Source organism: Mesorhizobium sp. M1403, from assembly GCF_040317695.1.
Classification (GTDB): domain Bacteria; phylum Pseudomonadota; class Alphaproteobacteria; order Rhizobiales; family Rhizobiaceae; genus Mesorhizobium.
Window position 1 is genome coordinate 50882 of the sequence record NZ_JAMYKY010000001.1, and the last position, 26429, is coordinate 77310.

General features: G+C 62.8%; 27 protein-coding genes. 23 read left to right on the top strand and 4 right to left on the bottom strand.

Annotation, left to right across the window (positions count from 1 at the left end; translation table 11 throughout):
• Positions 1-86 precede the first annotated feature (86 nt).
• The 4 genes from modA to NKH01_RS00295 all read left to right on the top strand — a co-directional run bounded on the left by modA (position 87) and on the right by NKH01_RS00295 (position 3130).
• Positions 87-878: a molybdate ABC transporter substrate-binding protein gene (gene modA / locus NKH01_RS00280; RefSeq protein WP_353018436.1), complete on the top strand. Its 792-nt coding sequence runs from the start codon at positions 87-89 to the stop codon at positions 876-878.
• A gap of 15 nt (positions 879-893) precedes the next feature.
• Positions 894-1598 carry a molybdate ABC transporter permease subunit gene (gene modB, locus NKH01_RS00285; RefSeq protein ID WP_352495174.1) on the top strand — a complete coding sequence of 235 codons (705 nt, stop codon included), beginning with the start codon at positions 894-896 and terminating at the stop codon, positions 1596-1598.
• Positions 1595-2707 carry a molybdenum ABC transporter ATP-binding protein gene (gene modC, locus NKH01_RS00290; RefSeq protein WP_353018438.1) on the top strand — a complete coding sequence of 371 codons (1113 nt, stop codon included), beginning with the start codon at positions 1595-1597 and terminating at the stop codon, positions 2705-2707. The genes modB and modC overlap by 4 nt, the downstream gene beginning before the upstream one ends.
• 81 nt (positions 2708-2788) lie before the next feature.
• Positions 2789-3130 (top strand): winged helix-turn-helix domain-containing protein, encoded by a 342-nt coding sequence (locus NKH01_RS00295; RefSeq protein WP_023676697.1) that lies wholly within the window; start codon positions 2789-2791, stop codon positions 3128-3130.
• A 33-nt stretch (positions 3131-3163) separates the two neighbouring features.
• On the opposite strand, the gene cobF is transcribed toward NKH01_RS00295, so the two are convergent.
• Positions 3164-3937, bottom strand: a complete 774-nt coding sequence (gene cobF / locus NKH01_RS00300; protein ID WP_353018440.1) for a precorrin-6A synthase (deacetylating) — start codon at positions 3935-3937, stop codon at positions 3164-3166.
• 141 nt (positions 3938-4078) lie between these two features.
• On the opposite strand from cobF, the gene NKH01_RS00305 reads away from it, so the two are divergent.
• From NKH01_RS00305 to NKH01_RS00325, 5 genes are all read left to right on the top strand, one after another.
• On the top strand, positions 4079-5086 hold the full coding sequence (locus NKH01_RS00305) for a DUF4424 domain-containing protein (RefSeq protein ID WP_352860191.1): 1008 nt from the start codon (positions 4079-4081) through the stop codon (positions 5084-5086).
• Entirely contained in the window at positions 5086-5604 is a 519-nt protein-coding gene (locus tag NKH01_RS00310; protein ID WP_292664361.1) for a dihydrofolate reductase, read from the top strand. Before NKH01_RS00305 ends, NKH01_RS00310 begins: the two co-directional genes overlap by 1 nt.
• Positions 5605-5764: 160 nt before the next feature.
• On the top strand, positions 5765-6859 hold the full coding sequence (hflK, locus tag NKH01_RS00315) for an FtsH protease activity modulator HflK (protein ID WP_023720809.1): 1095 nt from the start codon (positions 5765-5767) through the stop codon (positions 6857-6859).
• Positions 6859-7821: a protease modulator HflC gene (gene hflC, locus NKH01_RS00320; protein WP_023720808.1), complete on the top strand. Its 963-nt coding sequence runs from the start codon at positions 6859-6861 to the stop codon at positions 7819-7821. Before hflK ends, hflC begins: the two co-directional genes overlap by 1 nt.
• Positions 7822-7964: 143 nt before the next feature.
• Positions 7965-9482, top strand: a complete 1518-nt coding sequence (locus NKH01_RS00325; RefSeq protein ID WP_023720807.1) for a DegQ family serine endoprotease — start codon at positions 7965-7967, stop codon at positions 9480-9482.
• Positions 9483-9529: 47 nt separating this feature from the next.
• Here NKH01_RS00325 and NKH01_RS00330 read toward each other — a convergent pair whose 3' ends face one another.
• Both NKH01_RS00330 and serB read right to left on the bottom strand, forming a co-directional pair.
• Entirely contained in the window at positions 9530-10102 is a 573-nt protein-coding gene (locus NKH01_RS00330; protein ID WP_023720806.1) for a GNAT family N-acetyltransferase, read from the bottom strand.
• Positions 10099-10986, bottom strand: coding sequence for a phosphoserine phosphatase SerB (gene serB, locus NKH01_RS00335; RefSeq protein ID WP_353018443.1), 888 nt, complete (start codon positions 10984-10986; stop codon positions 10099-10101). Before serB ends, NKH01_RS00330 begins: the two co-directional genes overlap by 4 nt.
• On the opposite strand from serB, the gene miaA reads away from it, so the two are divergent.
• From miaA to NKH01_RS00350, 3 genes are all read left to right on the top strand, one after another.
• Entirely contained in the window at positions 10976-11944 is a 969-nt protein-coding gene (gene miaA, locus NKH01_RS00340; protein WP_023720805.1) for a tRNA (adenosine(37)-N6)-dimethylallyltransferase MiaA, read from the top strand. The two genes, serB and miaA, sit on opposite strands and share 11 nt — an antisense overlap.
• A gap of 104 nt (positions 11945-12048) precedes the next feature.
• The gene (locus tag NKH01_RS00345) at positions 12049-12843 is read left to right on the top strand and encodes a GGDEF domain-containing protein (RefSeq protein ID WP_352844464.1); all 795 of its coding nucleotides are present in this window, start codon (positions 12049-12051) and stop codon (positions 12841-12843) included.
• 129 nt (positions 12844-12972) lie between these two features.
• A complete protein-coding gene (locus NKH01_RS00350; RefSeq protein ID WP_352844463.1) occupies positions 12973-13359 on the top strand; it encodes an ester cyclase in 387 nt (128 codons plus the stop codon).
• 44 nt (positions 13360-13403) lie between these two features.
• Here NKH01_RS00350 and NKH01_RS00355 read toward each other — a convergent pair whose 3' ends face one another.
• A complete protein-coding gene (locus NKH01_RS00355; RefSeq protein WP_352844462.1) occupies positions 13404-15233 on the bottom strand; it encodes an ATP-binding protein in 1830 nt (609 codons plus the stop codon).
• A 151-nt stretch (positions 15234-15384) separates the two neighbouring features.
• On the opposite strand from NKH01_RS00355, the gene NKH01_RS00360 reads away from it, so the two are divergent.
• The 11 genes from NKH01_RS00360 (at position 15385) to NKH01_RS00410 (ending at position 26423) form a co-directional block, all read left to right on the top strand.
• Positions 15385-15951 (top strand): helix-turn-helix domain-containing protein, encoded by a 567-nt coding sequence (locus NKH01_RS00360; RefSeq protein ID WP_352788450.1) that lies wholly within the window; start codon positions 15385-15387, stop codon positions 15949-15951.
• A gap of 4 nt (positions 15952-15955) precedes the next feature.
• Positions 15956-16264, top strand: a complete 309-nt coding sequence (locus tag NKH01_RS00365; protein WP_352547049.1) for a hypothetical protein — start codon at positions 15956-15958, stop codon at positions 16262-16264.
• Positions 16265-16325: 61 nt separating this feature from the next.
• The gene (locus NKH01_RS00370; RefSeq protein WP_352788447.1) at positions 16326-16850 is read left to right on the top strand and encodes a GNAT family N-acetyltransferase; all 525 of its coding nucleotides are present in this window, start codon (positions 16326-16328) and stop codon (positions 16848-16850) included.
• 233 nt (positions 16851-17083) lie between these two features.
• Positions 17084-18880, top strand: coding sequence for an acetolactate synthase 3 large subunit (locus tag NKH01_RS00375; protein ID WP_352860183.1), 1797 nt, complete (start codon positions 17084-17086; stop codon positions 18878-18880).
• A 66-nt stretch (positions 18881-18946) separates the two neighbouring features.
• Positions 18947-19519, top strand: coding sequence for an acetolactate synthase small subunit (gene ilvN / locus NKH01_RS00380; RefSeq protein ID WP_023676680.1), 573 nt, complete (start codon positions 18947-18949; stop codon positions 19517-19519).
• A 60-nt stretch (positions 19520-19579) separates the two neighbouring features.
• Positions 19580-20176: a LysE family translocator gene (locus NKH01_RS00385; RefSeq protein WP_353018444.1), complete on the top strand. Its 597-nt coding sequence runs from the start codon at positions 19580-19582 to the stop codon at positions 20174-20176.
• 168 nt (positions 20177-20344) lie between these two features.
• Entirely contained in the window at positions 20345-21598 is a 1254-nt protein-coding gene (locus NKH01_RS00390; RefSeq protein WP_353018445.1) for an efflux RND transporter periplasmic adaptor subunit, read from the top strand.
• Positions 21595-24753, top strand: a complete 3159-nt coding sequence (locus tag NKH01_RS00395; protein ID WP_353018447.1) for an efflux RND transporter permease subunit — start codon at positions 21595-21597, stop codon at positions 24751-24753. Before NKH01_RS00390 ends, NKH01_RS00395 begins: the two co-directional genes overlap by 4 nt.
• 56 nt (positions 24754-24809) lie before the next feature.
• A complete protein-coding gene (nthA, locus tag NKH01_RS00400) occupies positions 24810-25415 on the top strand; it encodes a nitrile hydratase subunit alpha (protein ID WP_352844456.1) in 606 nt (201 codons plus the stop codon).
• Positions 25412-26071 carry a nitrile hydratase subunit beta gene (nthB, locus tag NKH01_RS00405; RefSeq protein WP_353018449.1) on the top strand — a complete coding sequence of 220 codons (660 nt, stop codon included), beginning with the start codon at positions 25412-25414 and terminating at the stop codon, positions 26069-26071. The genes nthA and nthB overlap by 4 nt, the downstream gene beginning before the upstream one ends.
• Positions 26040-26423 carry a nitrile hydratase accessory protein gene (locus NKH01_RS00410; RefSeq protein ID WP_502898980.1) on the top strand — a complete coding sequence of 128 codons (384 nt, stop codon included), beginning with the start codon at positions 26040-26042 and terminating at the stop codon, positions 26421-26423. Before nthB ends, NKH01_RS00410 begins: the two co-directional genes overlap by 32 nt.
• Positions 26424-26429 lie beyond the last annotated feature (6 nt).

The following is a 26429-nucleotide window of genomic DNA, read 5'->3' on the forward strand; positions in this document are numbered from 1 at the left end:
CGTCGCCTGGTAAAGAGCCTTTCCTTGTTATGTTCACATGGATATATCGATGGACGGCTTCGGGCGATCCGAGACGAGGAGAGTTCATGCTGGCGCGCAAAGGTTCGACGACGATTGCCATCGCGGGTCTCGCTGCCATGCTGATGGCCGCGGTGCCGGCGGCCCATGCCGATGACAAGGTGGTCGTGTTTGCCGCGGCGAGCCTGAAGGACGGGCTCGATGCCGTCAACAAGGCCTGCAAGGCCAGTGTCGGCGAGGCGGCAACCATTTCCTACGCGGCGAGCTCGGCGCTGGCCAAGCAGATTGAAAGCGGCGCGCCGGCGGACGTGTTCATCTCGGCCGATCTCGACTGGATGAAATATCTTTCCGACAAGGAGCTGACCAAGCCCGACACCGAAGTGAAATTGCTCGGCAACCAGATCGTGCTGATCGCGCCGCAGGATTCCAAGGTTGAAACCAGGATTGAAAAGGGTTTCGATCTTGCCGGGCTCGTGGGTGACGGCAAACTTGCCATGGGCGATTTCAAGGCGGTGCCGGCCGGCAAATACGGCAAGGCGGCGCTCGAATCGCTCGGTGTCTGGTCTTCCGTCGAAGGCAAGGTGGCGCAGGCCGAGAATGTGCGCGCCGCCCTAAAGCTGGTGTCGACCGGCGAGGCAGCACTCGGCATCGTCTATGCCACCGACGCGCATGCCGAGCCTGGCGTGAAGGTGCTCGGCACTTTCCCCGACAATACACATCCGCCGATCATCTATCCGGTTGCCCAGCTTGCGGATTCGAAGGGCAAGGATACCCCGGCATTCCTGAAATGCCTGCAATCCGCCAAGGCTGGCGAACTCTTCAAGGCGCAAGGTTTTACCGTACTTGCGCCGAGCAACTGACGAACGGCCCTGAGCATGAGCTGGCTGCTGGATCTCGCTCCCGACGAATGGAATGCGGTCCGACTGTCCATCAAGGTGGCGACCGTGGCGATGATTGCCAGCCTGCCGCCGGGCGTAGCGATCGCTCTTGTGCTCGCCCGCGGCCAGTTCTGGGGCAAGACGCTGCTCAACGGGCTGGTGCATCTGCCGCTGATCCTCCCGCCGGTGGTGACCGGCTATTTGCTGCTTTTGACTTTCGGCAAGCGCGGTCCGGCCGGAGCTTTCCTGGCCGAACATTTCGGCATCGTTTTTTCCTTTCGCTGGACCGGCGCCGCGCTCGCCTGCGGCGTGATGGGTTTTCCGCTGATGGTGCGGGCGATCCGGCTGTCGATCGAAGCGGTCGACCGCAAAATCGAGGCGGCCGCCGGCACGCTCGGCGCCAATCCATTATGGGTGTTCGGCACGATCACGCTGCCGCTGATCCTGCCCGGCCTGATCGCCGGTGCGATCCTCTCCTTCGCCAAGGCGATGGGCGAATTCGGCGCGACGATCACCTTCGTCTCCAACATTCCGAACGAGACGCAGACGCTGCCGTCGGCGATCTACACTTTCACGCAGGTTCCCGGCGGCGACGCCGGCGCGCTCAGGCTGACGCTGATCTCGATCGTCATCTCGATGGCGGCACTGGTCGCCTCGGAAGTGCTGGCGCGACGCGTCGGCCGGCGGATGGACATCGAATGACGGTTCAGGTCGACATCAGCCACCGGCTTGGCGATTTCGCCGTCAATGCCCGCTTCGAAAGCGCCGGGCGGCTGACTGCGCTGTTCGGGCCTTCCGGCTCCGGAAAGACGACGCTGATCAACCTGATTGCCGGGCTGATCCGCCCCGACAAAGGCCGTATCGCGGCCGACGGCCGTGTGCTGGTCGATAGCGATGCCGGCTTGTTCATGCCGAAGCACAAGCGGCGGATCGGCATGGTGTTCCAGGACGCGCGGCTGTTTCCGCATATGAGCGTGGCGAGCAATCTGCGCTTTGGCCGCTGGTTCACGCCGGCTGCTGAGCGCTACGCGGATATCAATGGCGTGGTCGAACTGCTCGGGATCGGCCATTTGCTCGACCGGCGGCCGGCAAAACTCTCCGGTGGCGAGAAGCAGCGCGTGGCAATCGGCAGGGCGCTGCTTGCCAGTCCGAAATTGCTGCTGATGGACGAGCCGCTGGCGTCGCTCGACGAGGCGCGCAAGGCCGAGATCTTGCCTTATATCGAGCGGCTGCGCGACGAGACGAAAATCCCGATCGTCTATGTCAGCCACTCGATCGCCGAAGTGGCGCGGTTGGCGAGCGACGTCGTGGTACTGATGCAGGGCAAGGTCGCTGCTTCCGGTCCAACCGGAGTGATCATGCAGCGTCTGGATCTATTGCCGGCCGAAGAGCGCGGCGAGGGCGGTGCCGTGCTGGATACCGCGGTTCTGCGCCACGACGAGGCGTTTGGCATGACCGTGCTTGGCTCGGCGGCGGGCGAGATCCGTGTGCCGCTTCTGGCAACGCCGGTCGGTGCGCCGGTGCGCGTCCGCATCCGCGCCCGCGACGTGATGATCGCCACCGAGCAGCCGGTTGGCCTCAGCGCGCTCAACATATTCCCGGGCGCGATCATGGCGATAAAGCCGGGCGAAGGGCCTACGGTCGAGATCGGCATCGACTGCAATGGCGCAACCGTGCTTGCCCGCATCACTGAACAGTCGCGGCAGACGCTAGGGCTCCAGCTTGGTCGAAAGGTCTTCGCGGTGGTCAAGACGGTGAGCTTCGACCGGGCAAATACCGGCGCCGGCCTCCCCGCCGAGGCGGATGGGTGAACGGCCGATGATTCGCTATATCGTTTTGGAATAGCGGTATCGCTGGAGAACTTGTAGAATGGCGTGACCGCGGAGGAGCAAATGCCGTCGCTGAGCTTGCGGATAAATCTCGATCCAGATGGCCGCATCGGGCCGGGCAAGATCGAGCTTCTGGAACAGATCGCTGCCTTCGGCTCGATTTCGGCCGCGGCGCGCGGCATGGAGATGTCCTACAAGCACGCTTGGGATCTGGTCGAGGACATGAACCGCGTGTTCGGCAAGCCGCTGGTTGCGGCACAGACGGGCGGCAAGAAAGGCGGTGGCGCCCAATTGACGTCGGTCGGGCTTGCGGTGGTCAGCCGCTTCCGCGCCATCGAGCGGGCTGCGTCTTCAGCAGCGGCGGCGCATATGGAGGCGCTGCAGGCCGAGATCGATGCTGCGTGAACTCGGCGGAATTCATGCCGCGCTCAATCCCTGTCACTCCTCAGGCTCGCCCGGCTTGCGCAGCAGATAGGTGTCCATGATCCAGCCCTTTTTCCGGCGGGCCTCCTCACGAGTGCTGACGATCTCGTCGCTGACGTCGCCAATCCGGCCCGAGATGATGATCTCGTCGGGTGTGCCGAGATAGGCGCCCCAGTGGACGCTAACGTCCTTGTCGGCCAGCGTGTTGAAGGCGCATTTGCCGTCCAGCATGACGATGGTGCTGCCGGCGTTTTCGGGCAGACCTTCCTCGGCGAGCCGGCGGCCGGTGGTGATCAAAATGGCGTCGCCGATGCGGTTCAATGCCATTTTGTGACTGGCTGCGAGTGCCTGGATGGCGGTGATGCCAGGGATGACCTCCAGTTCGAACGCGACATTGCCTCTGAGGCGCACGCGCTCCAGGATACGCAGCGCGCTGTCATAGAGCGAAGGATCGCCCCAGATCAGGAAGGCGCCGCAGCCATCTTCGGGGAGTTCGCCGCGAATCAGGCCTTCATAGATCGCGGCGATCGCCTCGTGCCAGTCGTCGACGGTCGAGCGGTAAGAAGGCGCCGGCTCGGCGCGCACCGGCACATCGAATTCGACGCGGCGCGAGTTCGGATTGGTGACGAAGCGGTCGCAGATCTGGCGGCGCAATTCGGCGAGATCGTTCTTCTTGGCGCCCTTGTCGGGAATGAACAGCACGTCGGCCCGATTGAGGCCGTTGATGGCCTGGACCGTCATGTGCTCCGGATTGCCGGCGCCGATGCCGATGACAAGAAGCTTGCGCATGAGGGAACTCCTGCCCGATCGAGACCGGCGTGTCTAGACCGACACGACATGCCGGCAGGCGCCGGCGCATTTGCCGAAAGGCTTTGAAACGCCACATTGAACGGCTAGAGTCATGTTGGCATTCTCGCCGGGGGAGTTTCCATGTTCCGTTACGTCCTGACCGCGTTGGCGCTCTCGGCTACGCCTGCGCTCGCCAATGATTCGGTCGCCGAACTCGGCACCGGTGGGCTGATCCTGTCGCGCAGCGATGCGGTGGCGATGGAAAGCGAGGATCTCTACATCTCGCCGGAAAGGGTGACGGTCGATTACGTCTTCCGCAACAACACCGACAAGGATGTCGATGCGATCGTCGCCTTTCCGATGCCCGACATCGAAGGCGACCCCGAAGAAATACCGGCGATTCCCGAGGCGCAGAGCGACAATTTCCTCGGCTTCGAAGTGACGATCGACGGGGTGCCGGCAAAGCCGCAGCTCGAGCAGAAGGTGTTCGCGCTCGGCATCGACATCGGCGCCGACCTGGAGGCGCAGGGCGTGCCTTTCTATCCATTCGGCGATGCGGCCAAGGCAGCGCTGGCAAAGCTGCCGCAAGCGGTCACCGACGACTGGGTCAACCGCGGCATCATCATCGAAGACACTGCCGATGACGGTTCGGGCATGAAGACCGTCTATACGCCGTTCTGGCAATTGCGCTCGACCTATTGGTGGCGCTCGACCTTTCCGGCCAACAAGGCGGTGCATGTCTCGCATCGCTACAAGCCGAGCGTCGGCGGCACCTCCTCGGTCAGTTTCTTCTATGACGGCCAGTTCCAGGGCCAGTATGCCGCCTACAAGACCCGCTACTGCATGGATGACACGTTCGAGAACGCCGTGCGCAAGGCAGCCAAGGACGATCCCGACGGCTACCCCAAATATTTCGAGAACCGCATCGCCTATATCCTGACCACGGGCGGCAACTGGGCGTCGGGAAACATCGGCACGTTCAAGCTGACCGTCGACAAGGGCGATCCGAAGAACCTGGTCTCGTTTTGCGGCGAAAACGTCAGGAAGATCGGACCGACGACGTTCGAGATGAAGGCGCAGAACTTCTACCCCGAGCGCGACATTGACATATTGCTGCTGGAGCCATCCGATGGCGGGAACGGCGGCTGATGGACCTCGCGATCTACGTCGCCATCGCCGAGAACGGCGTGATCGGGCGCGAGGGTGGGTTGCCGTGGCGGCTTTCCACCGATCTCAAGCGGTTCAAGGCCGATACGATGGGCAAGCCTATCATCATGGGCCGCAAGACCTATGAAGGCATCGGCCGGCCGTTGCCGGGCAGGCTCAACATCGTGGTGACGCGGGACAGGGCATGGCGCGCCGAGGGCGTAGAAGTCGCGCACTCGATCGAGGACGCAATCGCGCTGGCGACGGTGCGCGGGCGCTGCATGGCAGGCGCCGACGAGATCTGCGTCATCGGCGGCGGCGAGATCTATGCTCAGGCGCTGCCGCTGGCCGATCGGCTGCACGTCACCCATGTGCTGGCCGCGGTCGACGGCGACGCTCATTTCCCGCCGATCGACCCGGCACTGTGGCGGATAGTCCACTCACAGGAGGTTGAGGCCGGTGAGAAGGACAGCCATGCGACACGCTATTCGGTTTACGAGCGGCGCCGCGATGTGAATTGAAGACGACAAAGCGTCGCGACAGGTCTAAATGGACCCAAAGGCGGACTGTGACGGCAGCCGATCGCGTTGAAAGCGTGCCGTTGCATCCCTATAGAAGAATAATATTGGATTTTGCGCCGGTGAGCCGGCGCTTGAGGGAATTCCAAGCGAAAGGACATTCATGCCCTGGAACGACAAGAGCGGCGGCGGCGGCCCGTGGGGCGGCGGCAACAATCAGGGACCTTGGGGACAGGGACCCAAGGGACCCAGCGGCCCGCAGGGCTCGCCTCCTGATCTCGAGGATATCATCCGGCGTGGGCAGGATAGGTTGCGGCGCGCACTGCCGGGCGGCGGTGGCGCGAGCCCGGCGGTGTTCGGGCTGATTGCTGCGGCGCTGGTGGTGCTGTGGGCGTTCAAGGCGGTCTACACCGTGCAGCCCGACGAAGTTGCGGTGGAGCTCAGGTTCGGCAAGCCGAAGGCGGAACTCTCGCAGCCTGGCCTGCATTTCCATTGGTGGCCCATTGAAACGGTCGAGACCGCCAACATCGCCGAGCAGCTTGTCAGCATCGGTGGCGGCAGCACCAGCGGCAATGGTCTGATGCTTTCCGGCGATCAGAACATCGTCAACGTGCAATTCTCTGTGGCCTATCAGGTTTCCGACCCGAAGGCCTATCTGTTCGACGTGTCCGACCCCGGCGGCATGCTGCAGCAGGTCGCCGAAAGCGCGATGCGTGAAGCGGTCGGCCGGCGCCCGGCGCAGGACATTTTCCGCGACGACCGGCAAGGAATTGCGGCGTCGGTGCGTGAGATCATCCAGACGACGCTGGACGGCTACAAGGCCGGCCTCAACGTCAACGCCATTTCGATCGAGGATGCCGCGCCGCCGCGCGAGGTGGCGGACGCGTTCGACGAGGTGCAGCGGGCCGAACAGGACGAGGACAAGTTCGTCGAGCAGGCCAATCAGTATTCCAACCAGAAGCTCGGCCAGGCGCGCGGCGCTGCCGCGCAGATCCGCGAAGACGCGGCCGCCTACAAGAACCGGGTCGTGCAGGAGGCCGAAGGCGAGGCGCAGCGCTTCATCTCGGTCTATGACGAATATGCAAAGGCGCCGGAGGTGACGCGCAAGCGGCTTTACCTGGAAACAATGGAGAGGGTGCTGAAGGATTCGAGCAAGGTCATCGTCGAGCAAGGCAATGGGCAAGGGGTCGTTCCCTACCTGCCGCTGCCCGCATTGCAGCAGAAGGCGCCGGCACCGGCCGCCGGAGGAAACCAGTGATGGCCAACCGTCTTCCCGTCATTGCGGTCATCGCCGCGGTCATCCTGTTCCTGCTCTATTCGTCTGTCTTCGTCGTCAATGCGCGCCAGCAGGCGCTGGTGCTCAGGTTCGGCGAAATCGTCGACGTCAAGAACCAGCCAGGCATCTATTTCAAGGCGCCGTTCTCCTTCTTCGATGCCGACACCGTGCAGCTGATCGAAAACAGGGTCCTGCGCTTCGACCTCGACAACATCCGCGTCCAGGTTTCGGGCGGCAAGTTCTATGAGGTCGATGCCTTTATCGCCTATCGTATCTCGGATCCGCGCGTGTTTCGCGCCGCGGTCTCCGGCCAGATCGAACTGGCCGAGGCCCGGCTGAGGACGCGTCTCGACGCCGCCTTGCGCCGCGTCTACGGCCTGCGCGACTTCGAGGCGGCACTCTCGGAAGAGCGCGCCGTGATGATGCGCGAGGTACGCGATCAACTGAGGCCCGACGCCACCTCGCTTGGCCTGCAGATCGAGGATGTCCGCATCCGCCGCACCGATCTCACGGCTGAGGTCTCGCAGCAGACCTTCGACCGCATGAAGGCCGAACGTCTCGCCGAAGCCGAGCGGCTGAGGGCGCGAGGCAATGAGGCAGCGCAGCGGATCAGGGCCCGCGCCGACCGCGAAGTGGTGGAAATCGTCGCCGAAGCGCAAAAAGAGTCTGAAATCCTGCGTGGTGAAGGTGAAGCCCAGCGCAGCGCGACGTTTGCCGGGGCCTATCAGCGCGATCCGGCCTTCTTCGATTTCTATCGATCGATGAATGCCTATGGCACGGCGCTGAACAGCACCGGAACGACGATGGTGCTGTCGCCGAATTCCGAGTTCTTCCGCTTTTTCCGCGACCCGAACAGCAAGGAAACGCTCGCGGCACCGGCGGCACCACCGCCAGCGCCGCCCGCTCCCGCCGCGCCAGCGGCACAGCCAGGCACCGGCCAGTAGGGCCGGTGCAGGGGAAGCCGGCGTAACGGAGGATTTATCCTCTGGCGGTAGCCGTAGCCGCAAACGTGCCTTATTTCTTGCCAACATGACGCGACGCGGCGTTTTTGCCGAAGCGCTTTTTTAGAACACCCGGAGGCCTTTCGATGACATCCACCACCCTTCTGCGTGCAGCGAGGCGGACGTTCATCGCCGGGGCCGCTGCGCTTCTGGTCGGCGCAGTTGCCGTTCCGTCGTTCGTGACGCCGACAGTGGCAGCCGACGGGCCACCCTCGGTTGCCGATCTCGCCGCCGGCCTGCTCGGCGCGGTGGTCAACATCTCGACTTCGCAGACGGTGAAGGGCACGGAGGGTCCGGGCGCCGTGCCGATGCCGCAGCTCCCGGAAGGCTCACCCTTCCAGGACTTCTTCGACGATTTCTTCAAGAACCGTGGCGGCGACAAGGGCGGCGGCGGGCAAAAGGTGCAGTCGCTGGGCTCCGGCTTTGTGGTCGACGCCGAGCAGGGCATCGTGGTGACCAACAACCACGTCATTGCCGATGCCGACGACATCGAGGTGAATTTCTCCGACGGGGTGACGCTCAAGGCGACGCTGGTCGGCACCGACACCAAGACCGACGTCGCGGTGCTGAAGGTCGATCCGAAAGGGCACAAGTTGACAGCGGTGAAGTTCGGCGATTCCAACACGATGCGTGTCGGCGACTGGGTGATGGCGATCGGCAATCCGTTCGGTCTCGGCGGCACGGTGACGGTCGGCATCGTCTCGGCGCGCAATCGCGACATCAATTCCGGCCCGTATGACGACTTCATCCAGACCGATGCCGCGATCAACCGCGGCAATTCCGGTGGACCGCTGTTCAACAGCAGCGGCGAGGTCATCGGCATCAACACGGCAATCATCTCGCCGTCGGGAGGCTCGATCGGCATCGGCTTCTCCATTCCGTCGCAGCTCGCCTCGGGCGTAGTCGACCAGCTTCGCCAGTTCGGCGAGACGCGGCGCGGCTGGCTCGGTGTGCGCATCCAGCCGGTGACCGACGACATTGCCGAAAGCCTGGGCATGGCGACCGCCAAGGGCGCGCTGGTTGCCGGCGTCATCAAGGGCGGACCGGTCGACAACGGCACCATCCAGGCCGGCGACGTCATCATCAAGTTCGACGGCAAGGACATCCATGAAATGCGCGACCTGCCGCGCGTCGTGGCGGAAAGCCCGGTCGGCAAGGCGGTCGACGTGATCATCGTGCGCAAGGGGGTCGAGCAGACCGTGAAGGTGACGCTCGGCCGACTCGAGGACGGCGAAAAGCTTGCCAGCGGCGGTGAAAACGGCAACACCGACCAGGACGATGCCGACAAGGCGCCTGCCGTTTCGACGGCTGCCGTGCTTGGCATGACGATCGGCGAGCTCAACGACGAGACGCGCACGAAATTCGGCATCGCCGCCGACGTCTCCGGCGTCGTCGTGACCGACGTCACCAAGGATTCAGCCGCTGCCGAACGCGGCATCCAGCCGGGCGAGGTGATCACCGAGATCGCGCAGGAATCGGTCGCCACGCCCAAGGACGTCATGGACCGGATCGGCGCGCTGAAGGAGCAAGGGCGCAAGAACGCGCTTTTGATGCTGGCGTCGAAGACCGGCGAGCTGAGGTTTGTGACAATCCGGATGGATTGAGTCCGGAAGAGCCTGTAACACTCTGATCTTGAAAAGAAAAAGGGCGGCTAGCGGGCCGCCCTTTTTCTTGCTTGCCAGTCTGTGCGTGACAGCCTGTAGAAGACATGTCGCCTGAGTGCGGTGTGGCTGTCCGGAACACCGGGATGGTCGAAGTCGGAGGCCGGGTCGGCGATCATGTTCAGGCGCTCCATGACGGCAGTGGACCGGCTGTTATCCTTGACGGCGAAGGACACGATTTCGTGGAGGCCAAGTCTTTCAAAGCCATAGGTGAGCCAGGCTTCGGCTGCTTCGGTGACATAGCCGCGGCCCCAGAATTCGGGTGCCAGCCGCCAGCCGATCTCGATCGTGCCGGGCGGCAGGAAGGGCAAATGATCGGTTCGGGTTATGCCGACGAAGCCGATGCATTCACCTGTGGCTGTGATCTCAGCGGCCGCGAAGCCGAAGCCGTTGCGATCGATAGCGGCGCGCAACTCCTCCATCTTGGCGTCAGCCTGGGCGCGGTCGCGGCGAAACGGAAAGAATTCCATGACGCGCTCGTCGGAATTGATGCGATGGAAGAGCTCGCGGTCACGATCTTCCCAGTTGCGCAGGATCAGGCGCTCGGTGCGGATCGGCGTCATTCGATAAATTCTTTCCGGCGATAACCCTGCAGATAAAGCAAGGCGGTGAGGTCGCCGTGGTCGATGCGGATCTTTGCCTCGGCTGCCACGGCCGGCTTGGCGTGCAAGGCGACGCCGATGCCGGCAAGACGGATCATGTCGAGATCGTTGGCGCCATCACCCACGGCAATGGCATCGGCAGGCGTCAGGCCGAGGCGGGCGGAAATCTCGATAAGGGCTTCGGCCTTGGCGGCGCGGCCGAGGATCGGCTCGGCGACCAAGCCGGTGAAGCGGCGATCCTGCTCGATCAGCCGGTTGGCGCGATTTTCGTGAAAACCGAGCAATGCTGCGATGCGGGTGGTGAAGATGTCGAAACCACCGGAGATCAGCGCCGTCCAGGCGCCGTTGGCCGCCATTGTCTGGACGAGCGTGCGACCGCCGGAGGCAAGCGTCAGGCGATTGTCGATGATGCGGTCGATGATTGCGGCATCGAGACCCTTAAGCAGCGCCACGCGCTCGCGCAAGGCCGGCTCGAATGCGATCTCACCGTTCATCGATCGCGCCGTGATGGCGGCGACGCGATCCTTGACGCCGATCTCGTCGGCAAGCTCGTCGATGCATTCCTGCTCGATCATCGTCGAATCCATGTCGGCGATCAGGACCTTCTTGCGCCTGTTCTCAGCCGGCTGGACGGCCACGTCGATGGGTTCGGAAGCAAGCGCGGCATGCAGGCGGGCCGTTATTTCGGAAGCTTCGGCGGTCTCCGGCAAATCGAGCTCGCAGGCGATGTCTTCGGCCAGCCAGCGAACAGCGCTTGCGCCGACCAACCGCGAGGCCATATTCGCTAGCGTCGGCGTCAATGCGCGGCCGGCGGGATGGGATAGAAGCGTGGCGATCAGCGGCATCGAAAATTCCAGCAGACAGGCGGGCGAAGGTCGCGTGAAGAACGCGATCCTGATAGCCGGGCCGACCGCCAGCGGCAAGTCGGCACTCGCACTCGACCTCGCCGAGCGCAATGGCGGTGTCATCGTCAACACCGATTCCATGCAAGGCTATTCGGTGCTCGACGTGCTGACGGCGCGGCCTGGTCCTGCCGAACTCGCCCGCGTCCCCCACTTTCTTTATGGACACGTCGATCCGTCCACCGCCTATTCCACCGGCGCCTGGTTGCGTGATGTCATGAAGCTGATCGACGACGGCACGCTTTCGGCGCGGCAAGTGATTTTCGTCGGCGGCACCGGGCTTTATTTCCGGGCACTCACGGAAGGTATTTCGGAGATGCCCGACATTCCGCAGTCGATCCGCGAGCGCTGGCGCTACGAGCTCCAGGAACAGGGCGCGGTGAGATTGCACCGCATCCTGTTGCGCGAGGATTCTGCGGCCGGCATGGTGCTGAAGCCGACGGATGGCCAGCGCATCGTGCGGGCGCTGGAGGTGCTCGACGCGTCGGGCCGTTCCATCCTGGACTGGCAGGCCGCGCGTGGCCAGCCGTTGATCGACAGAAGCAGCGCGCGCTTTTTCGTCATCGAGCCGGAGCGGGCGGCGCTGGTGGAGCGGATCGATGCCCGCTTCGACCGCATGCTGGACAAGGGGGCATTGGACGAGGTGAAGCAGCTTTCAGTGCTCGGCCTCGATCCCGACCTGCCGGCGATGAAGGCAATCGGTGTTCGCGAGCTTCAGGCCGCGCTGGCCGGCGCCATCAGTTTTCCCGAGGCTATCGAGCGTGCGAAGATCGCGACGCGGCAATATGCAAAGCGGCAGGCGACCTGGTTCAGGCACCAATTGGGTCCGGAATGGCACAGGTTGCGTCCCGGTGAGGGGATCAACTGGGTGATCTCACCCCCTCCTTCGAGCGCAACCTGAAAAGTCGACATCGAAGGGACATTTCGCGTTGAAGTTGTCCAGGTTAACTGTCCGTAAGCTCCCGCATGCCATAAGATCGATAGGAACTTTTCAACGGGGAGCAGATGCGTTTCCACAAGGCGGAATCAGCGTTTTTCGTCTTTATTTTTGTGATCCTGGCCGCCGGCCTGGTGACGCTTTACGCCTATGGACTCCTGCAAACCCTGGCGGCCGACATTAGCAATACGCCTTCGGAACTCGATGAAATCGTCTATCTCAACAAGCTGCTGTTTGCGATCGGCGTGCTGCTGGCGACTGCGCTGTTCTTCGGCATTTTCTTCATCTATCCGCTGATCCGAAAGCAGGCGACGGAAGAAGGCAAGCTGCGCGCGATGACAGTTTCACTCAGTGCGCGCTCGGAGACGCTGGAGCACGCGGCGCTGACCGACAGCCTCACCGGCATGCAGAATCGGCGCTATTTCGACGATGCGCTGAAAGAATATCTCGAGGAGTTTCGCCGCATCGAAAAACCAGTCGGGCTGATGATCCTCGATCTCGATCACTTCAAGCAGGTCAACGACAGCCACGGCCACGATGTCGGCGACGAGGTGTTGCGGGCCGTCGCCAACTGTCTCAAGGACATGACACGCTATCACGACGTGGTGGCGCGCCTGGGCGGCGAGGAGTTCGCGGTGGTCACGCCCAATATGGACGCCGAGCTGCTATCCAAATTCGCCGAGCGCATCCGCAAGGCGATCGCCAGCATGTCGGTGCTGACAGGCAATGTCCGACTGAAAATCACCACCAGCGTCGGGCTTGCCGTCTGGGACCGCAAGGAAACCGCCGAGGAGTTCTATCGCCGCGCCGACCGCCAGCTCTATGAGGCAAAGAGGCAAGGCCGCAACCGCGTCTGCGCCTGAATCCCGTCATTAAATTCGTGATGCTGGCCGTCTAGTGCCGTTTTCTGTGCTTCCGGTGCTTGCAGACCGACGTCGCCAAATAAGCTGAGACGGCGCCTTGCAGGGCTTGTGGGAGATAGAGGTGTTGCCGTGATCAAATCCGACCTCTCCGATCTTTACCGAGGCTATATTGCATGTCTGAACAAGCAGGATTGGCCAAATCTGGGGCAGTTTGTTCATGATGAAGCGATCCACAACGGTCGGCCGCTCGGATTATCCGGGTACCTCGAAATGTTGGAGAGAGACTTCGATGAAATTCCGGACCTTTACTTCGACATTCGGCTATTGGTTGCCGATCCGCCTTATATAGCGAGCCGGCTAAGCTTCAACTGCACCCCAAGGGGAATGTTCCTTGGGCTCGATGTAAGCGGGAAGAGAATTTGGTTTACCGAGAACGTATTCTATGAGTTTCAGAGAGGGAAAATTCGCCAGGTATGGTCCGTTATAGACAAGGCAGCCATCGAAGTTCAGCTTTGATGGTTGCCGACGCACCGATGAGGTCTGCCTAAACGTCGCTCGGCTCAATCGTTCTGGGGACGCAGGCCGAAGGTCGCCGGCTTGAGGCCGTAGCGCAAGTCGAAATCCTCGTCCCGCTGGGTACGTACGGCCGGCGGTTTGCGATAGTCGGAATCGCCGGCCTGCCGGCCCGGATCAATGACTTCCGCGAACGCCATTGCCTGTTGTGGTCTAGGCACGTTGCGCAGCCGTTCGACGATCGCAACGAGGTCGACATCGTTGCCGGTTTCGGAGGGCAAGGCGTCCTCGCGCTTGGCCGTGCCGGGGATCAAATCCTCGGAGAGTTTTTCGAATTTCATCCGCATCGTCGTCGCCACGCCTTCTCCGAAGGCAATGGCCTCGCGCTGCCCCATGGAAGACAGGAACGCCAGCGTCGAAGCCGAGGAATCGGCGATCGCCGAGCGGATGATCGCCTGGTCCTGCTCATTGGCGAGCCGCATGGCGAAGAACGTCGAGCACTGCGACAGGATGGTCGGATCAAGCTCGCCCGGGCGCTGGGTGACGACGCCGAGATAACAGCCATATTTGCGGCCTTCCTTGGCGATGCGCGACAGCGCGTGCCGGGTCGGCGCGAAACCGAGGCGCGGATCGGCCGGCATATAGCGATGCGCTTCCTCGCACAGGAAGAGCAGCCGCAAGCGGCCTTCGCTCCACAACGCCAGGTCGAACGCCAGCCGCGCCAGCACCGAGCATACGGAATTGACCACCTCGGACGGCATACCGGCCATTTCGAAGCAGGTCACCGGGCGGCCGTGATGCGGCACGCGGAAAATGTTGCCGATCGTCTCGTGAATGGTGTCCTCGATCAGGCGCGAGTTGAACATGAAACGGTAGCGCGGATCGGATGCCGCCGATTCGATACGTGTCTTCAGTGACCTGAGGGTTGGACGATCGTTCTTGCTTTCCAGCAATCCCATGCGTTCGTCGACCAGTTTGATGAGGTCGGCAATGCGATAGGGTACCGGCGCGTCGGCGGTCAGCGCGTCGGTGCTGCGCCGCAGGTAGTTGCCGGTGTTCGGATTGCGATAGAGGTTCTTGGCCGCGGGAATGAGATCGCGCAAGGCGTCGACCTCTTCCGGCACCGTCTCGCGGCCGCGAAACAGCACCTCGGCGAATTCCTCGAGTTTGAACATCCAGAAAGGCAGGTCGAGCGTCGTCGAATCGACCCTAAAGCAATATTCGGGCAAGGACGCGGCGAACTCGTTGTGTGGATCCAGGATGAGCACGCGCAGGTCGGGCCGGGCGGCGATCGACTTGCGCAAGAGCAGCGAGACGGCGGTCGATTTGCCGACCCCGGTCGTGCCGACAATGGCGAAATGGCGCGCCAGCGTATCGTCGATGGCAATATTGGCGTCGATGGCCTCGTCCTGCGACAGCGTGCCGATGGTAATCGAATGACGCCCGGCGAGATCGTAGACGGCCTGTAGGTCGCGGCTGCGGATACGATGGGCAATGGCGCCGATATGCGGATAGGTCGTGATGCCGCGGTCGAATACCGGCTTGGCGCCGGGTTCGGCGCCGTCGCGCACCTCGCCAATCAATTCGATGCTGACCTCGATCGGATTCTGGCCCTCGCTGCTCCAGGCACGATCCGACTTGCCGATTTCGTAGACCAGTCCGACGGTTCGTGATGTACCGAGATTGATCGAGATCATCTTGCCGACGCTCCATAGGCCGGTGACCGTGCCTTCGATATCGTCGGCATAGGCGCTGATGGTGGCGCGCGCGCCATCGCATTGCACGACATTGCCCAGAATCCGCTTGTCGTTCTGCTCCGCCCTGCGGCGCTCCAGCAAAGTCGGTTCTCCAATGGAGGTTTCGCGTTCGACGAGCATGGACAGGCCGATCCCCTTTTCCCAAACAATGAGCCTAGGCGGATGGGGTTAAGGTGGGGTGAGGCCGGATGGTTTAGCGGACGTTAAGGGGTTTGCGAAAACTGGACGAAACGGCCGTTGCCCGAGCGCGGGATTTCGCTATAGTGGATGAATGGATAATATAGCGAACGATATCTCATCGACTATCGGCAGAAGGATACACGCCGAAAGGGTGGCTCGCAGCTGGTCCCTGGCGGATTTGGCGGAGCAGTCCGATGTCTCGAAAGCCATGCTGAGCACGATCGAGCGCGGCATGACGAGCCCGACGGCGGCACTCCTCGTGCGCATTGCGGCCGCGTTCGGCATGACGCTTTCCACTTTGATCGCAAGGGCGGAGTTGCAAGGCGGTGGCCTGCTTCGCGAACGTGACCAGCCGGTCTGGCGCGATCCGGCTACGGGTTATGTGCGGCGGCACCTTTCGCCGGTTTCGGACATGCCGCTCGAACTGATCCGGGTCAAACTGCCGGCGGGCGCCAAGGTGAGCTTCCCGGCGGCCTCCTATGCCTTCATCAGACAACAGATCTGGCTGATCTCCGGGCAGCTGGAATTCGTCGAGGGCGACATCGTTCACAGGCTCGAGCCCGGCGACTGCCTGGCGCTCGGCGCGCCATCCGATTGCGTCTTCCACGCTCCGGGGCCGGACGCCGCCGACTATCTGGTTGCGTTGGCCAGGAGCTGAGACGATGGCGCGCCGTCCGAAACGTTCCGACAATGGCGGTCCGCCGCTCGACGACTACGACGGTCCGCCTTGGGGCAAGGGAGACCCCTATATCTTTCTTGCCTGGCGGACCGCCCATGCCCAGGCATGGAAAGTGCCGAGCCGCGAGATCATGCTGATGCGGCTGGACAAGGCCGAGCGGCTAGGCCTGACCTATGAGGAATACACGCTCGAACTGCTGGAACGCGGGCGACATCTGCAAGAGGAAGACGCCGAGCGCATCGGAGAAATCCGCCGAGCCAGGAAGCGGAAGCGGACCAGTCATTTCGGCTGACGGTGCAGGCCATGCTGCCGCTCGATGCACTGCCGTTCCCGTTGCACACAGAGGAGACCACATGGATTCAATAGAAATCAACCTGCTCAGCAATACTGCCGGAACGAAAAAAATGCTGGTCGATTTGCTGATCGGCACGGTTGCCGCCGGCGGCTCGGTCAGCTTCATGCGTCCCTTGGCGCCGGAGATGGCTGCAGCCTTCTGGAACAAGTCGCTTCAGGCGGTCGCCAGAGGCGAAAGGGCGGTGCTCGGGGCCTGGAACGGCGAGGCTCTGATCGGCACCGTCACCGTGCTGCTCGACTGCCCTCCCAACCAGCCGCACCGGGCCGAGATCGCCAAGCTGATGACCCGCCTCAATTATCGCGGCAAGGGCGTCGCAACCCGCCTGATGGAGGCGGCGGAAGCCGTTGCCATGGAGAAAGGCCGCACGCTGTTGGTGCTGGACACGGCAAAAGAGGAGGGGGCTTCCGGCCTCTATGAAAAGCTCGGCTTCACGCTGGGCGGCGAAATACCAGATTATGCGCTGAAGCCGCATGGCGGGCTGACGGGCACCCTCATCTACTGGAAGCGCATTGGTACAGTCTGATATCTGGCCCGCGCACATTCGCCGTTGACAGCACCATCAAACCAATTCTATTGTCCGCGACCATGAAAACGGCACTCATTCTCGTAGGAAAGCGCGTGGGCAAGGCGGTGTAACCGCCAGGCGGTGACCTCCCATGCGCAAGACACAGGCTCCCTCGGGGGCCTTTTTTATTGCCCGAAACACGACTAAACGACCAGCAATCGCCCGATGGCGAACAGTACGGGACCAGACCGATGAGCAGTGGACAGAATGAGCGGCGCGAAACGCCAAGAACCGAGATGACTGGCGCCGAAATGGTGGTGCAGGCGCTGAAGGACAATGGCGTCAAGCATGTTTTCGGCTATCCGGGAGGCGCGGTTCTGCCAATCTACGATGAAATCTTCCAGCAGGACGAGGTCGAGCACATCCTCGTTCGCCACGAACAGGGCGCTGGCCACGCGGCGGAAGGCTATGCGCGCTCGACCGGCAAGGCCGGCGTCATGCTGGTGACCTCCGGGCCGGGCGCCACCAATGCGGTGACGCCATTGCAGGACGCGCTGATGGATTCGATCCCGCTGGTCTGCCTGACGGGCCAGGTACCGACGTCGCTGATCGGCTCGGATGCGTTCCAGGAGTGCGACACGGTCGGCATCACGCGGCCCTGCACCAAGCACAACTGGCTGGTGAAGGACGTCAACCAGCTCGCGGCAACGATCCACGAGGCCTTCCATGTGGCAACGACAGGGCGCCCCGGCCCGGTCGTCGTCGACATCCCGAAGGACGTTCAGTTCGCCAAGGGCATCTATGTTCCGCCGCAGACGGCGCCGCGCACCAGCTACCAGCCGAAGGTCCAGGGCGACCTGGAGAGGATCAAGGCGGCGGTCGAGCTGATGGCCGGCGCCAGGAAGCCGATCATCTATTCGGGCGGCGGCGTCATCAATTCCGGCCCGGAGGCGAGCCATCTGCTGCGCGAGCTGGTCGACCTGACCGGCTTTCCGATCACCTCGACGCTGATGGGCCTTGGCGCCTATCCGGCGTCGGGCAAGAACTGGATGGGCATGCTCGGCATGCACGGCACCTACGAAGCGAACATGGCGATGCACGATTGCGACGTCATGCTCTGCATCGGCGCGCGCTTCGACGACCGCATCACCGGGCGGCTGACAGCGTTTTCGCCGAATTCGAAGAAGATCCACATCGACATCGACCCGTCTTCGATCAACAAGAACGTCCATACCGACGTGCCGATCATCGGCGATGTCGGCCGTGTGCTGGAGGATCTTGTGCGACTGTGGCGGGCAACCGCCAAGGCCGACAAGAAGGCGCTTCACCCGTGGTGGGAGCAGATCGCCAAATGGCGCGCGCGCGATTCACTCGCCTACAAGATGAACCATGAGGTGATCATGCCGCAATATGCCGTCCAGCGGCTTTATGCGCTGACCAAAGACCTCGACACCTACATCACCACCGAGGTCGGCCAGCACCAGATGTGGGCGGCGCAGCACTATCATTTCGAGAAGCCGAACCGCTGGATGACCTCCGGCGGGCTGGGCACGATGGGCTACGGCCTGCCGGCCGCGCTCGGCGTGCAGATCGCGCACCCGGATGCGCTGGTCATCGATATCGCCGGCGACGCCTCGGTGCAGATGACGATGCAGGAGATGAGCGCGGCGGTGCAGCACGAGGCGCCGATCAAGATCTTCATCCTCAACAACCAGTATATGGGCATGGTGCGGCAATGGCAGCAGCTGCTGCACGGCAACCGGCTGTCGCATTCCTATACCGAGGCGATGCCGGATTTCGTCAAGCTCGCCGAAGCCTATGGCGGCCACGGTATTCGCTGCGACAAGCCGGACGAGCTCGATGACGCCATCAAGGAGATGATCGCGGTCAAGAAGCCCGTCCTGTTCGATTGCCGCGTGGCGACGCTCGCCAACTGCTTCCCGATGATCCCGTCCGGCAAGGCGCATAACGAGATGCTGTTGCCTGACGAGGCGACCGACGAAGCTGTCGCCAACGCGATCGACGCCAAGGGCAGGGAACTGGTGTAGCCTGGTTCGAGAAAGCTGTGCGAAAACAGCAGATTAGCGTAAAAGTTTGAAATCGAGATTCATGTCATGAACGCACAGTTGCAACCGACCGGCTCCGCCTATTTCATCGCCAAGGAGACGGAAAAACCAGAGAACCACACGCTTTCGGTCCTGGTCGACAACGAGCCGGGCGTGCTTGCCCGGGTCATCGGCCTGTTCTCCGGACGTGGCTACAACATCGAGAGCCTGACGGTCTCGGAAACCGAGCACGAAAAGCACCTGTCGCGCATCACCATCGTGACGCGCGGCACGCCGCACGTGCTGGAGCAGATCAAGCACCAGCTTGAGCGCATCGTACCGGTGCACCGCGTCGTCGATCTCACCGTGCGGTCGCAGGAATTCGGACAGGAGCGGCCATTGGAGCGGGAACTCGCGCTCGTCAAGGTCGCCGGTACCGGCGAAGCCCGCGTCGAGGCGCTCAGGCTCGCCGATGCATTCCGCGCCAGCGTCATCGATGCCAACACCGAGCATTTCATCTTCGAGATTACCGGCAAGGGCTCCAAGCTTGATCAGTTCATCGCCATCATGAAGCCGCTCGGCCTGGTCGAAATCTGCCGTACCGGAGTGGCGGCGATGAACCGCGGCCCGCAAGGGATGTAGTCATCCAGCTTGGCTCTATCTCGTCGCTTTGCCACCGATCGCATTGAATAGGGGAACGGCATGACATTCGACGCATTCTTCGCCTTGCTGGTCTATGCCTTCGTGACCTCGATCACGCCGGGTCCGAACAATTTCATGCTTTTGGCCTCGGGTGTGAATTTCGGCTTGGTCAAGACCGTGCCACACATGCTCGGCATCGGCTTCGGCTTCCTCGTGCTGTTGCTTGCCGTAGGCTTCGGGCTTGGGGCCGTGTTGACGGCCTTTCCGGTGCTGCATACCGGGTTGAAGATCGCCGGCGGCCTCTACCTGCTTTATCTCGCCTGGAAGATCGCCATGTCGCGCTCGCTCGGCGGCGAAGGCAAGGCGAAGGGCCAGCCGATGCGCTTCATCGAGGCTGCGGCTTTCCAGTGGGTCAATCCTAAGGCCTGGGTGATGGCGATTACGGCCATGGCCGTCTATACCAATCCGGAACGCCCGTTTGTGTCCGTGGTGCTGATCGCGGCCGCTTTCGCCGTCGTCATGCTGCCGAGCATTTCGACTTGGGCCGGTTTCGGCATGGCGCTGCGCGGTTTTCTGGCTGATGCGGTGCGGCTCAAATGGTTCAACATCGCCATGGGCGTGATGCTTGCGGCGACGCTGTGGCCGATGCTGCGTTAGCTGCCGTTTTATTGTGCACTGCACATTAAATCTTCGTAATGACGGCTTTTGGCCCTTTTTCGCCTTCGGCATCCTCTATTATCTGGCAAAAGCGCGGCAAGAGGCTGCGAGTTGAGCTAGACTGCGGCCACCGGATAGCGGCGTGTCGGATCGAGAGGCCTTTTGTCGATGCGCGGAAAGATCGTATTTGCGGTGATTGCTGCAGCCTGCGTTGCCGCGGCGGCGTGGCTTTATCATTCGCCCACCGCAATGAGCGGTCTTCAGCAGATGCTGTCGGCGAAGCAGACGACGGCGGCGGCGGACAAGCCCGCTGCAGCGGCAAATGACGCGCGTTCGACTTCGGTGGTTGCCGCCACCGCCTCGACGGCCGATTTCCCGGTCCGGCGCTATGCCATCGGCTTTGTGTCCTCTCCCGCCGTGGTCAGCATCAACGCACGGGTCTCGAGCCAGATCGTCGCAATCGCGGTCAAGGACGGACAGATGGTGAAGGCCGGCGACCTTCTGTTCTCGCTGGACGATCGCTCATTGAAGGCCCAATTGGCACGCGATCAGGCGACGCTCGCAAAAGACCAGGCGCTGCTTGCCAGCGCCACGGCCGATCTTCAGCGCGCCAAAAATCTCGTCGCCAGGCAGGCCGGAACACAGCAGACCTATGATCAGGCCGTCGCGGCGCAGAAATCCGCCGCGGCCACTGTCGACGCCGATAAGGCGACGATCGATGCGGACGAGGTCCAGCTTGGCTTTGCCACGATCAAAGCGCCGATTTCCGGCAGGCTTGGCGCGGTCAGCGTCGCGGTCGGCGACCTCGTCACCACCAGCAACGGCAGCAGCACGTCGACGCCGCTGGTGACGATCACGCAGGTCGACCCGCTGCAGGTGAACTTCAATCTTCCGGAAAGCGATCTTGCCTTACTGCACAAGGCGCTGGCGGCGCCGCAGCAAGGCGCGGTGACGCTGACCAAGGACGGCGACCCGAAGCCGATCGGCAAGGGAACGCTGGATTTCGTCGATTCCAGCGTGGACACGGCATCCGGCACGATCGCAACGCGGGCCAGCGTGCCCAACGCCGATCTTTCGCTGTGGCCGGGCCAATATGTAAATGTCGTGCTCGATGCCGGCATCATGCCGCAAATGACGTCCGTTCCGACGGTCGCCGTCCAGCCCAGCCAGAAGGGGCCGTTCGTCTATGTGATCAAGCCGGACAACACCGTTGAAATGCGGCCCGTGCAGGTCGCGCTGACAGAAGGCGCCAACACCGCGATCAGCCAAGGATTGGAAAGCGGCGAGCGTGTCGTCGTCGAAGGCCAGACCAAGCTGAAAAACGGCGCGGCGGTGCGCGAAGGCAAGGCCTCGACCGGTACCGACGACCAGGCGACTCCGAAGGTCGCGGAGGCCGACAGGACGGGCGGAACACAGCCATGATTTCCGAATTCTGCATCCGCAGGCCCGTCGCCACGCTGCTCATGTCGTTCGCCTTGGTTCTGGGCGGGCTATTTGCTTACAAATTCCTGCCGGTCGCGGCGCTGCCAAGCGCGGAATTTCCGGTTGTCAACGTCTCGGCCTCGCTGCCTGGGGCCTCGCCGGAAACCATGGCGACCTCAGTGGCAACGCCGCTGATCAAGCAGTTTGCCACTATCGCCGGCATCGATTCGATCTCGACGACCAATTCGCTCGGCACGACCTCGATCGCCATTCAGTTCGTGCTCAACCGCGACATCGATGCAGCCGCCGCCGATGTGCAGGCGGCGATCGCACGCACGCAACGACAATTGCCGCCGGAGATGACCAGCCCGCCGAGCTATCGCAAGGTCAATCCAGCCGACGCGCCGATCCTGCTGATGTCGCTGGTCAGCGACACCATTCCGCTGACCGATCTCGATGCCTTTGCCGAGAATGTGATTTCGCCGTCGCTGTCGACGATCGACGGCGTTGCGCAGGTTTCGATCTACGGCCAACAGAAATATGCCGTCCGCGTCCAGATCGATCCGACGGCGCTCGCCGCACGCGGCATCTCGATCGACCAGCTGCAGACGGCCATTGCCTCGGCCAACAGCAACACGCCGCTCGGTGTGCTCAAGAACAACAAACAGCAGCTGACCATCACGGCGAACACGCAGCTGACCAACGCGGCGGGATTCTCCAACATCATCATCGCCACCAAGAACGGCCATCCGGTGCGGCTCGGCGAGGTGACCCGCGTCATCGATTCGGTCGAGACCACGACGACGGCAAGCTGGTATGACGGCACCCGCGCCATCATCATGGCGGTGCAGCGTCAGCCGGATGCCAATACCGTCGATGTCGTCGACCGCGTCAAGGCGATGCTGCCTTCCTTCGAGGGTCAGATGCCGGCAGCTGCGAGTATCCAGTTGCTCAACGATCGCTCGACATCGATCCGCGAGGCGGTCGACGACGTGCAGTTCACGCTCCTGCTCACTATCGCGCTGGTGGTGATGGTGATCTTCCTGTTCCTGCGCCGGGTGACGGCGACGGTGATCCCGGCCGTGGCGGTGCCGATTTCGCTCATCGCCACTCTGGGCGTGATGTACCTGTTCGGCTTTTCCATCGACAACATCTCGCTGATGGGACTGACGCTGGCGGTCGGCCTTGTCGTCGACGACGCCATTGTCATGCTGGAAAATATCTTCCGGCATATGGAGGAGGATGGGCTCTCGGCAATGGAGGCGTCGCTCAAGGGCGCCCGCGAAATCGGCTTCACCATCATCTCGATCTCGATCTCGCTGGTCGCCGTGTTCATTCCCGTGCTTTTGATGGGCGGCGTGATCGGGCGCATCTTCAACGAGTTCGCGGTGGTGGTGACGGTCGCCATCCTGGCATCGATGTTCGTCTCGCTGACGCTGACGCCGATGCTGTGCTCGCGGCTATTGTCGTTATCGAAAGCCGAGCAGAAAGCAGCGCACGGTGAAGGCCATAGACAAAACGTCTTCATGCGGGGCTATGACCGGCTGCTGACATTCTGCCTGCGCCACAATTTCCTGGTTTTCCTTGTCTTCCTGGTAACCGCCGGGCTGTCGGTGTGGCTGATCCAGATATCGCCGAAGGGCTTCTTCCCGCAGGAGGATATCGGCCAGGTCTCGGTGACGACCATCGCGCGCCAGGACATTTCGTTCGACGCCATGGTGAAGCTGCAGGGGCAAGTGGCTGATGTCTTCACCCATTCGCCCTATGTCGCGCATGTCGGCTGGTCGGCGGGCAGCGGAAACAATGCGCTCAACCAGGGCCAGCTCTTTGTGCAGCTGAAGGACAAGGACCAGCGCCCCAACATCGACAAGGTGCTTTCGGATCTGCGGCGCCAGCTTGCCAATGTGCCCGGCATCGAAACCTACATGCAGCCGGTGCAGAACCTGCGGCTCGGCGCGCGTTCTTCGGCGAGTGCCTACCAGCTTGCCGTGCAGGGCCTCGATACCGGCCTGACGAACGTCTGGGCGCAAAGGCTGACGGACGCAATGGCCGCCGATCATGCCGCCTTCACCGACGTGACCAATGACCTGCAGAACAACGCGCTACAGGCGACGCTGGTGATCGACCGCGACAAGGCGGCGAACCTCGGCGTCGATACCGACACGCTGCGCTCCAGTCTCTATGGCGGTTTCGGCACCCAGCAGGTGTCGACCATCTTCGGCTCGGCCGACAGCTACGACGTGATCATGGAGCTCGACCCGAAGATCGAGTGGTCGCCCGAGCGGATGCTGGCCATCAAGGTGAGAACGGCGAGCGGCAGCCTGGTGCCGCTCGGTGCGTTCGCTCGCGTCGATCGGACCGCCGGTGCTTTGACCGTCAACCAGCTCGGCCAGCTTCCGGCTGTGACCATCTCCTACAATCTGCCGCAGGGCGTGGCCCTCGGCGACAGCGTGAGCCACATCAACGCGCTGAAGGACAAGATCGGCATGCCGCCGACGATCTCGACCGCCTTCTCGGGCACGGCGAAGACGTTCCAGGATTCGCTTTCCAACCAGGGGCTGCTGATCGGCGGCGCGATCCTGACCATCTATATCGTGCTCGGCATGCTCTATGAGAGCTTCATCCATCCGCTCACCATCCTGACCGGGCTTCCATCGGCGGTGCTCGGCGCGCTGGTGGCGTTGCGGCTGGCGGGGATGGATCTGTCGGTGATCGCGGTGATCGGCATCCTGATGCTGATCGGCATCGTCAAGAAGAACGGCATCATGATGATCGACGTGGCGCTCGAGCTCAGGCGCGAGGGAATGTCGCCTGTCGAATCCATCCACAAGGCCTGCCTTATGCGCTTCCGGCCGATCATGATGACCACGCTTGCCGCGCTGATGGGTACCATCCCGATCGCGCTCGGCACCGGCGCCAGCGCGGAACTGCGCCAGCCTCTCGGTGTGGCGGTGGTCGGCGGCCTCGTCGCCTCGCAGGCACTGACGCTGTTCGTCACCCCAGTCATCTACGTTTACATGGAGCATTTTTCCGGCTGGCTGGTCAGGCTGTGGACGGGGCGCCGGGGCGAGCCGAGTCCGGTCGAGGCGGTCGACCAGCCGTCGCTGTTTAACGACGAGGAAGAACCGGTGCCGCAGAAGGCGGCAGCTGAATAGCGCTGGCCCAAGCCGTGGTGCTTGCGGCCGGGTGTCCGCGATCGTAATTTGACGCCATGCAGCATAATCACGACCACGACAACGAGTTCGATCCGTTCGCGGCGCGGGTGCGCGCGCTGGAGACAATTCTCACCCGCAAGGGGCTGATCGATCCAGCGGCGATCGACGTTATCGTCGACACCTACGAGACCAAGATCGGCCCGCGCAACGGGGCAAAGGTGGTGGCGAAGGCCTGGGTTGATCCCGGGTTTGCCGCATGGCTGAAGCGTGATGCGACGGCGGCCATCGAATCGCTCGGCTACACCGGCCGGCAAGGCGAGCACATGCAGGCGGTGTTCAACACGGCCGACACGCACAACCTCGTCGTCTGCACACTATGCTCCTGCTATCCGTGGTCGGTGCTCGGCCTGCCGCCGGTCTGGTACAAGGCGCCGCCCTACCGTTCGCGCGCGGTGATCGATCCGCGCGGTGTGCTCGAGGAATTTGGGCTGAGCTTGCCGGCAACGACAACAATCCGGGTGTGGGATTCGACCGCCGAGCTGCGCTATCTGGTGGTGCCGATGCGGCCCAGGGACACAGAGGGCTGGGATGAGGCGCGGCTCGCCGATCTGGTGACGCGCGATGCCATGATCGGCACGGCGCTGGCGCGGGAACCGGCATGAACGGGCCGCAGGATCTCGGCGGCCAGATGGGTTTCGGGCCGGTCGCGCCTGAACAGGACGAACCCTATTTCCATGCCGATTGGGAAAGGCGGGCGCTGGGCGTGACGTTGTGCGCCGGCGCCATGGGCGCCTGGAACATCGACGAGAGCCGGCACGCGCGGGAATCGCTGCACCCGGCCGACTACTATGCGTCGAGTTATTACGAAATCTGGATCAAGGCGCTGGAGGTGTTACTCAAACGCCATGGTTTCGTCAGCGACCGCGATCTGGCCAGGGGCGATGCGGTCGACCCGGTAGCGACACCCAAGCGGGTCCTGAAGGCGCAAGACGTTTCGGCGGTGCTGGCCAAGGGCGGGCCTTGCGACCGGCCGGTCGCCGCCTTGCCGCGATTCAAGGCAGGCGACCTCGTGCGAACCAGGAACTTTCATCCGACCGGCCACACCAGGCTGCCGCGTTACGCGCGCGGCAAGCGAGGCGTCATCGAGGCCATGCGTGACGGCTTCGTTTTTCCCGACACCAATGCGCACGGTCAGGGCGAAAACCCGCAATGGGTCTATACGGTGGCTTTCACCGGCAGCGAAATCTGGGGCGAGGGCGCCGACCCGAAACTTGTCGTGTCCATCGATGCCTGGGAGAGCTACCTTGAACCGGCGTGAGACGGGCTCAGCCGCCACCGCGCTGCCCGCTGGTGTCGAGGCGCCAGTCTTCGCCCAGCCGTGGCAAGCAGAGGCCTTCGCCATGACGGTGGCGCTACACGACAACGGGCTGTTTTCGTGGAGCGAATGGGCGGACGCCTTGTCGGCCGAGGTGAAGCGGCCGGGCGCCGCGCGCGACGGTCATGACTATTACGAGCACTGGCTGGCCGCGCTAGAAAAGCTGCTTTCGGCCAAAGGCGTTGCCGGTAGGAGCGACGTCGACAGCCTTGCTGCTGCCTGGGAACGGGCCGCGCATGCTACGCCGCATGGCAAGCCGATCCTGCTGGAGAACGATCCACAGCGGGCTGGGTAAGCTGTC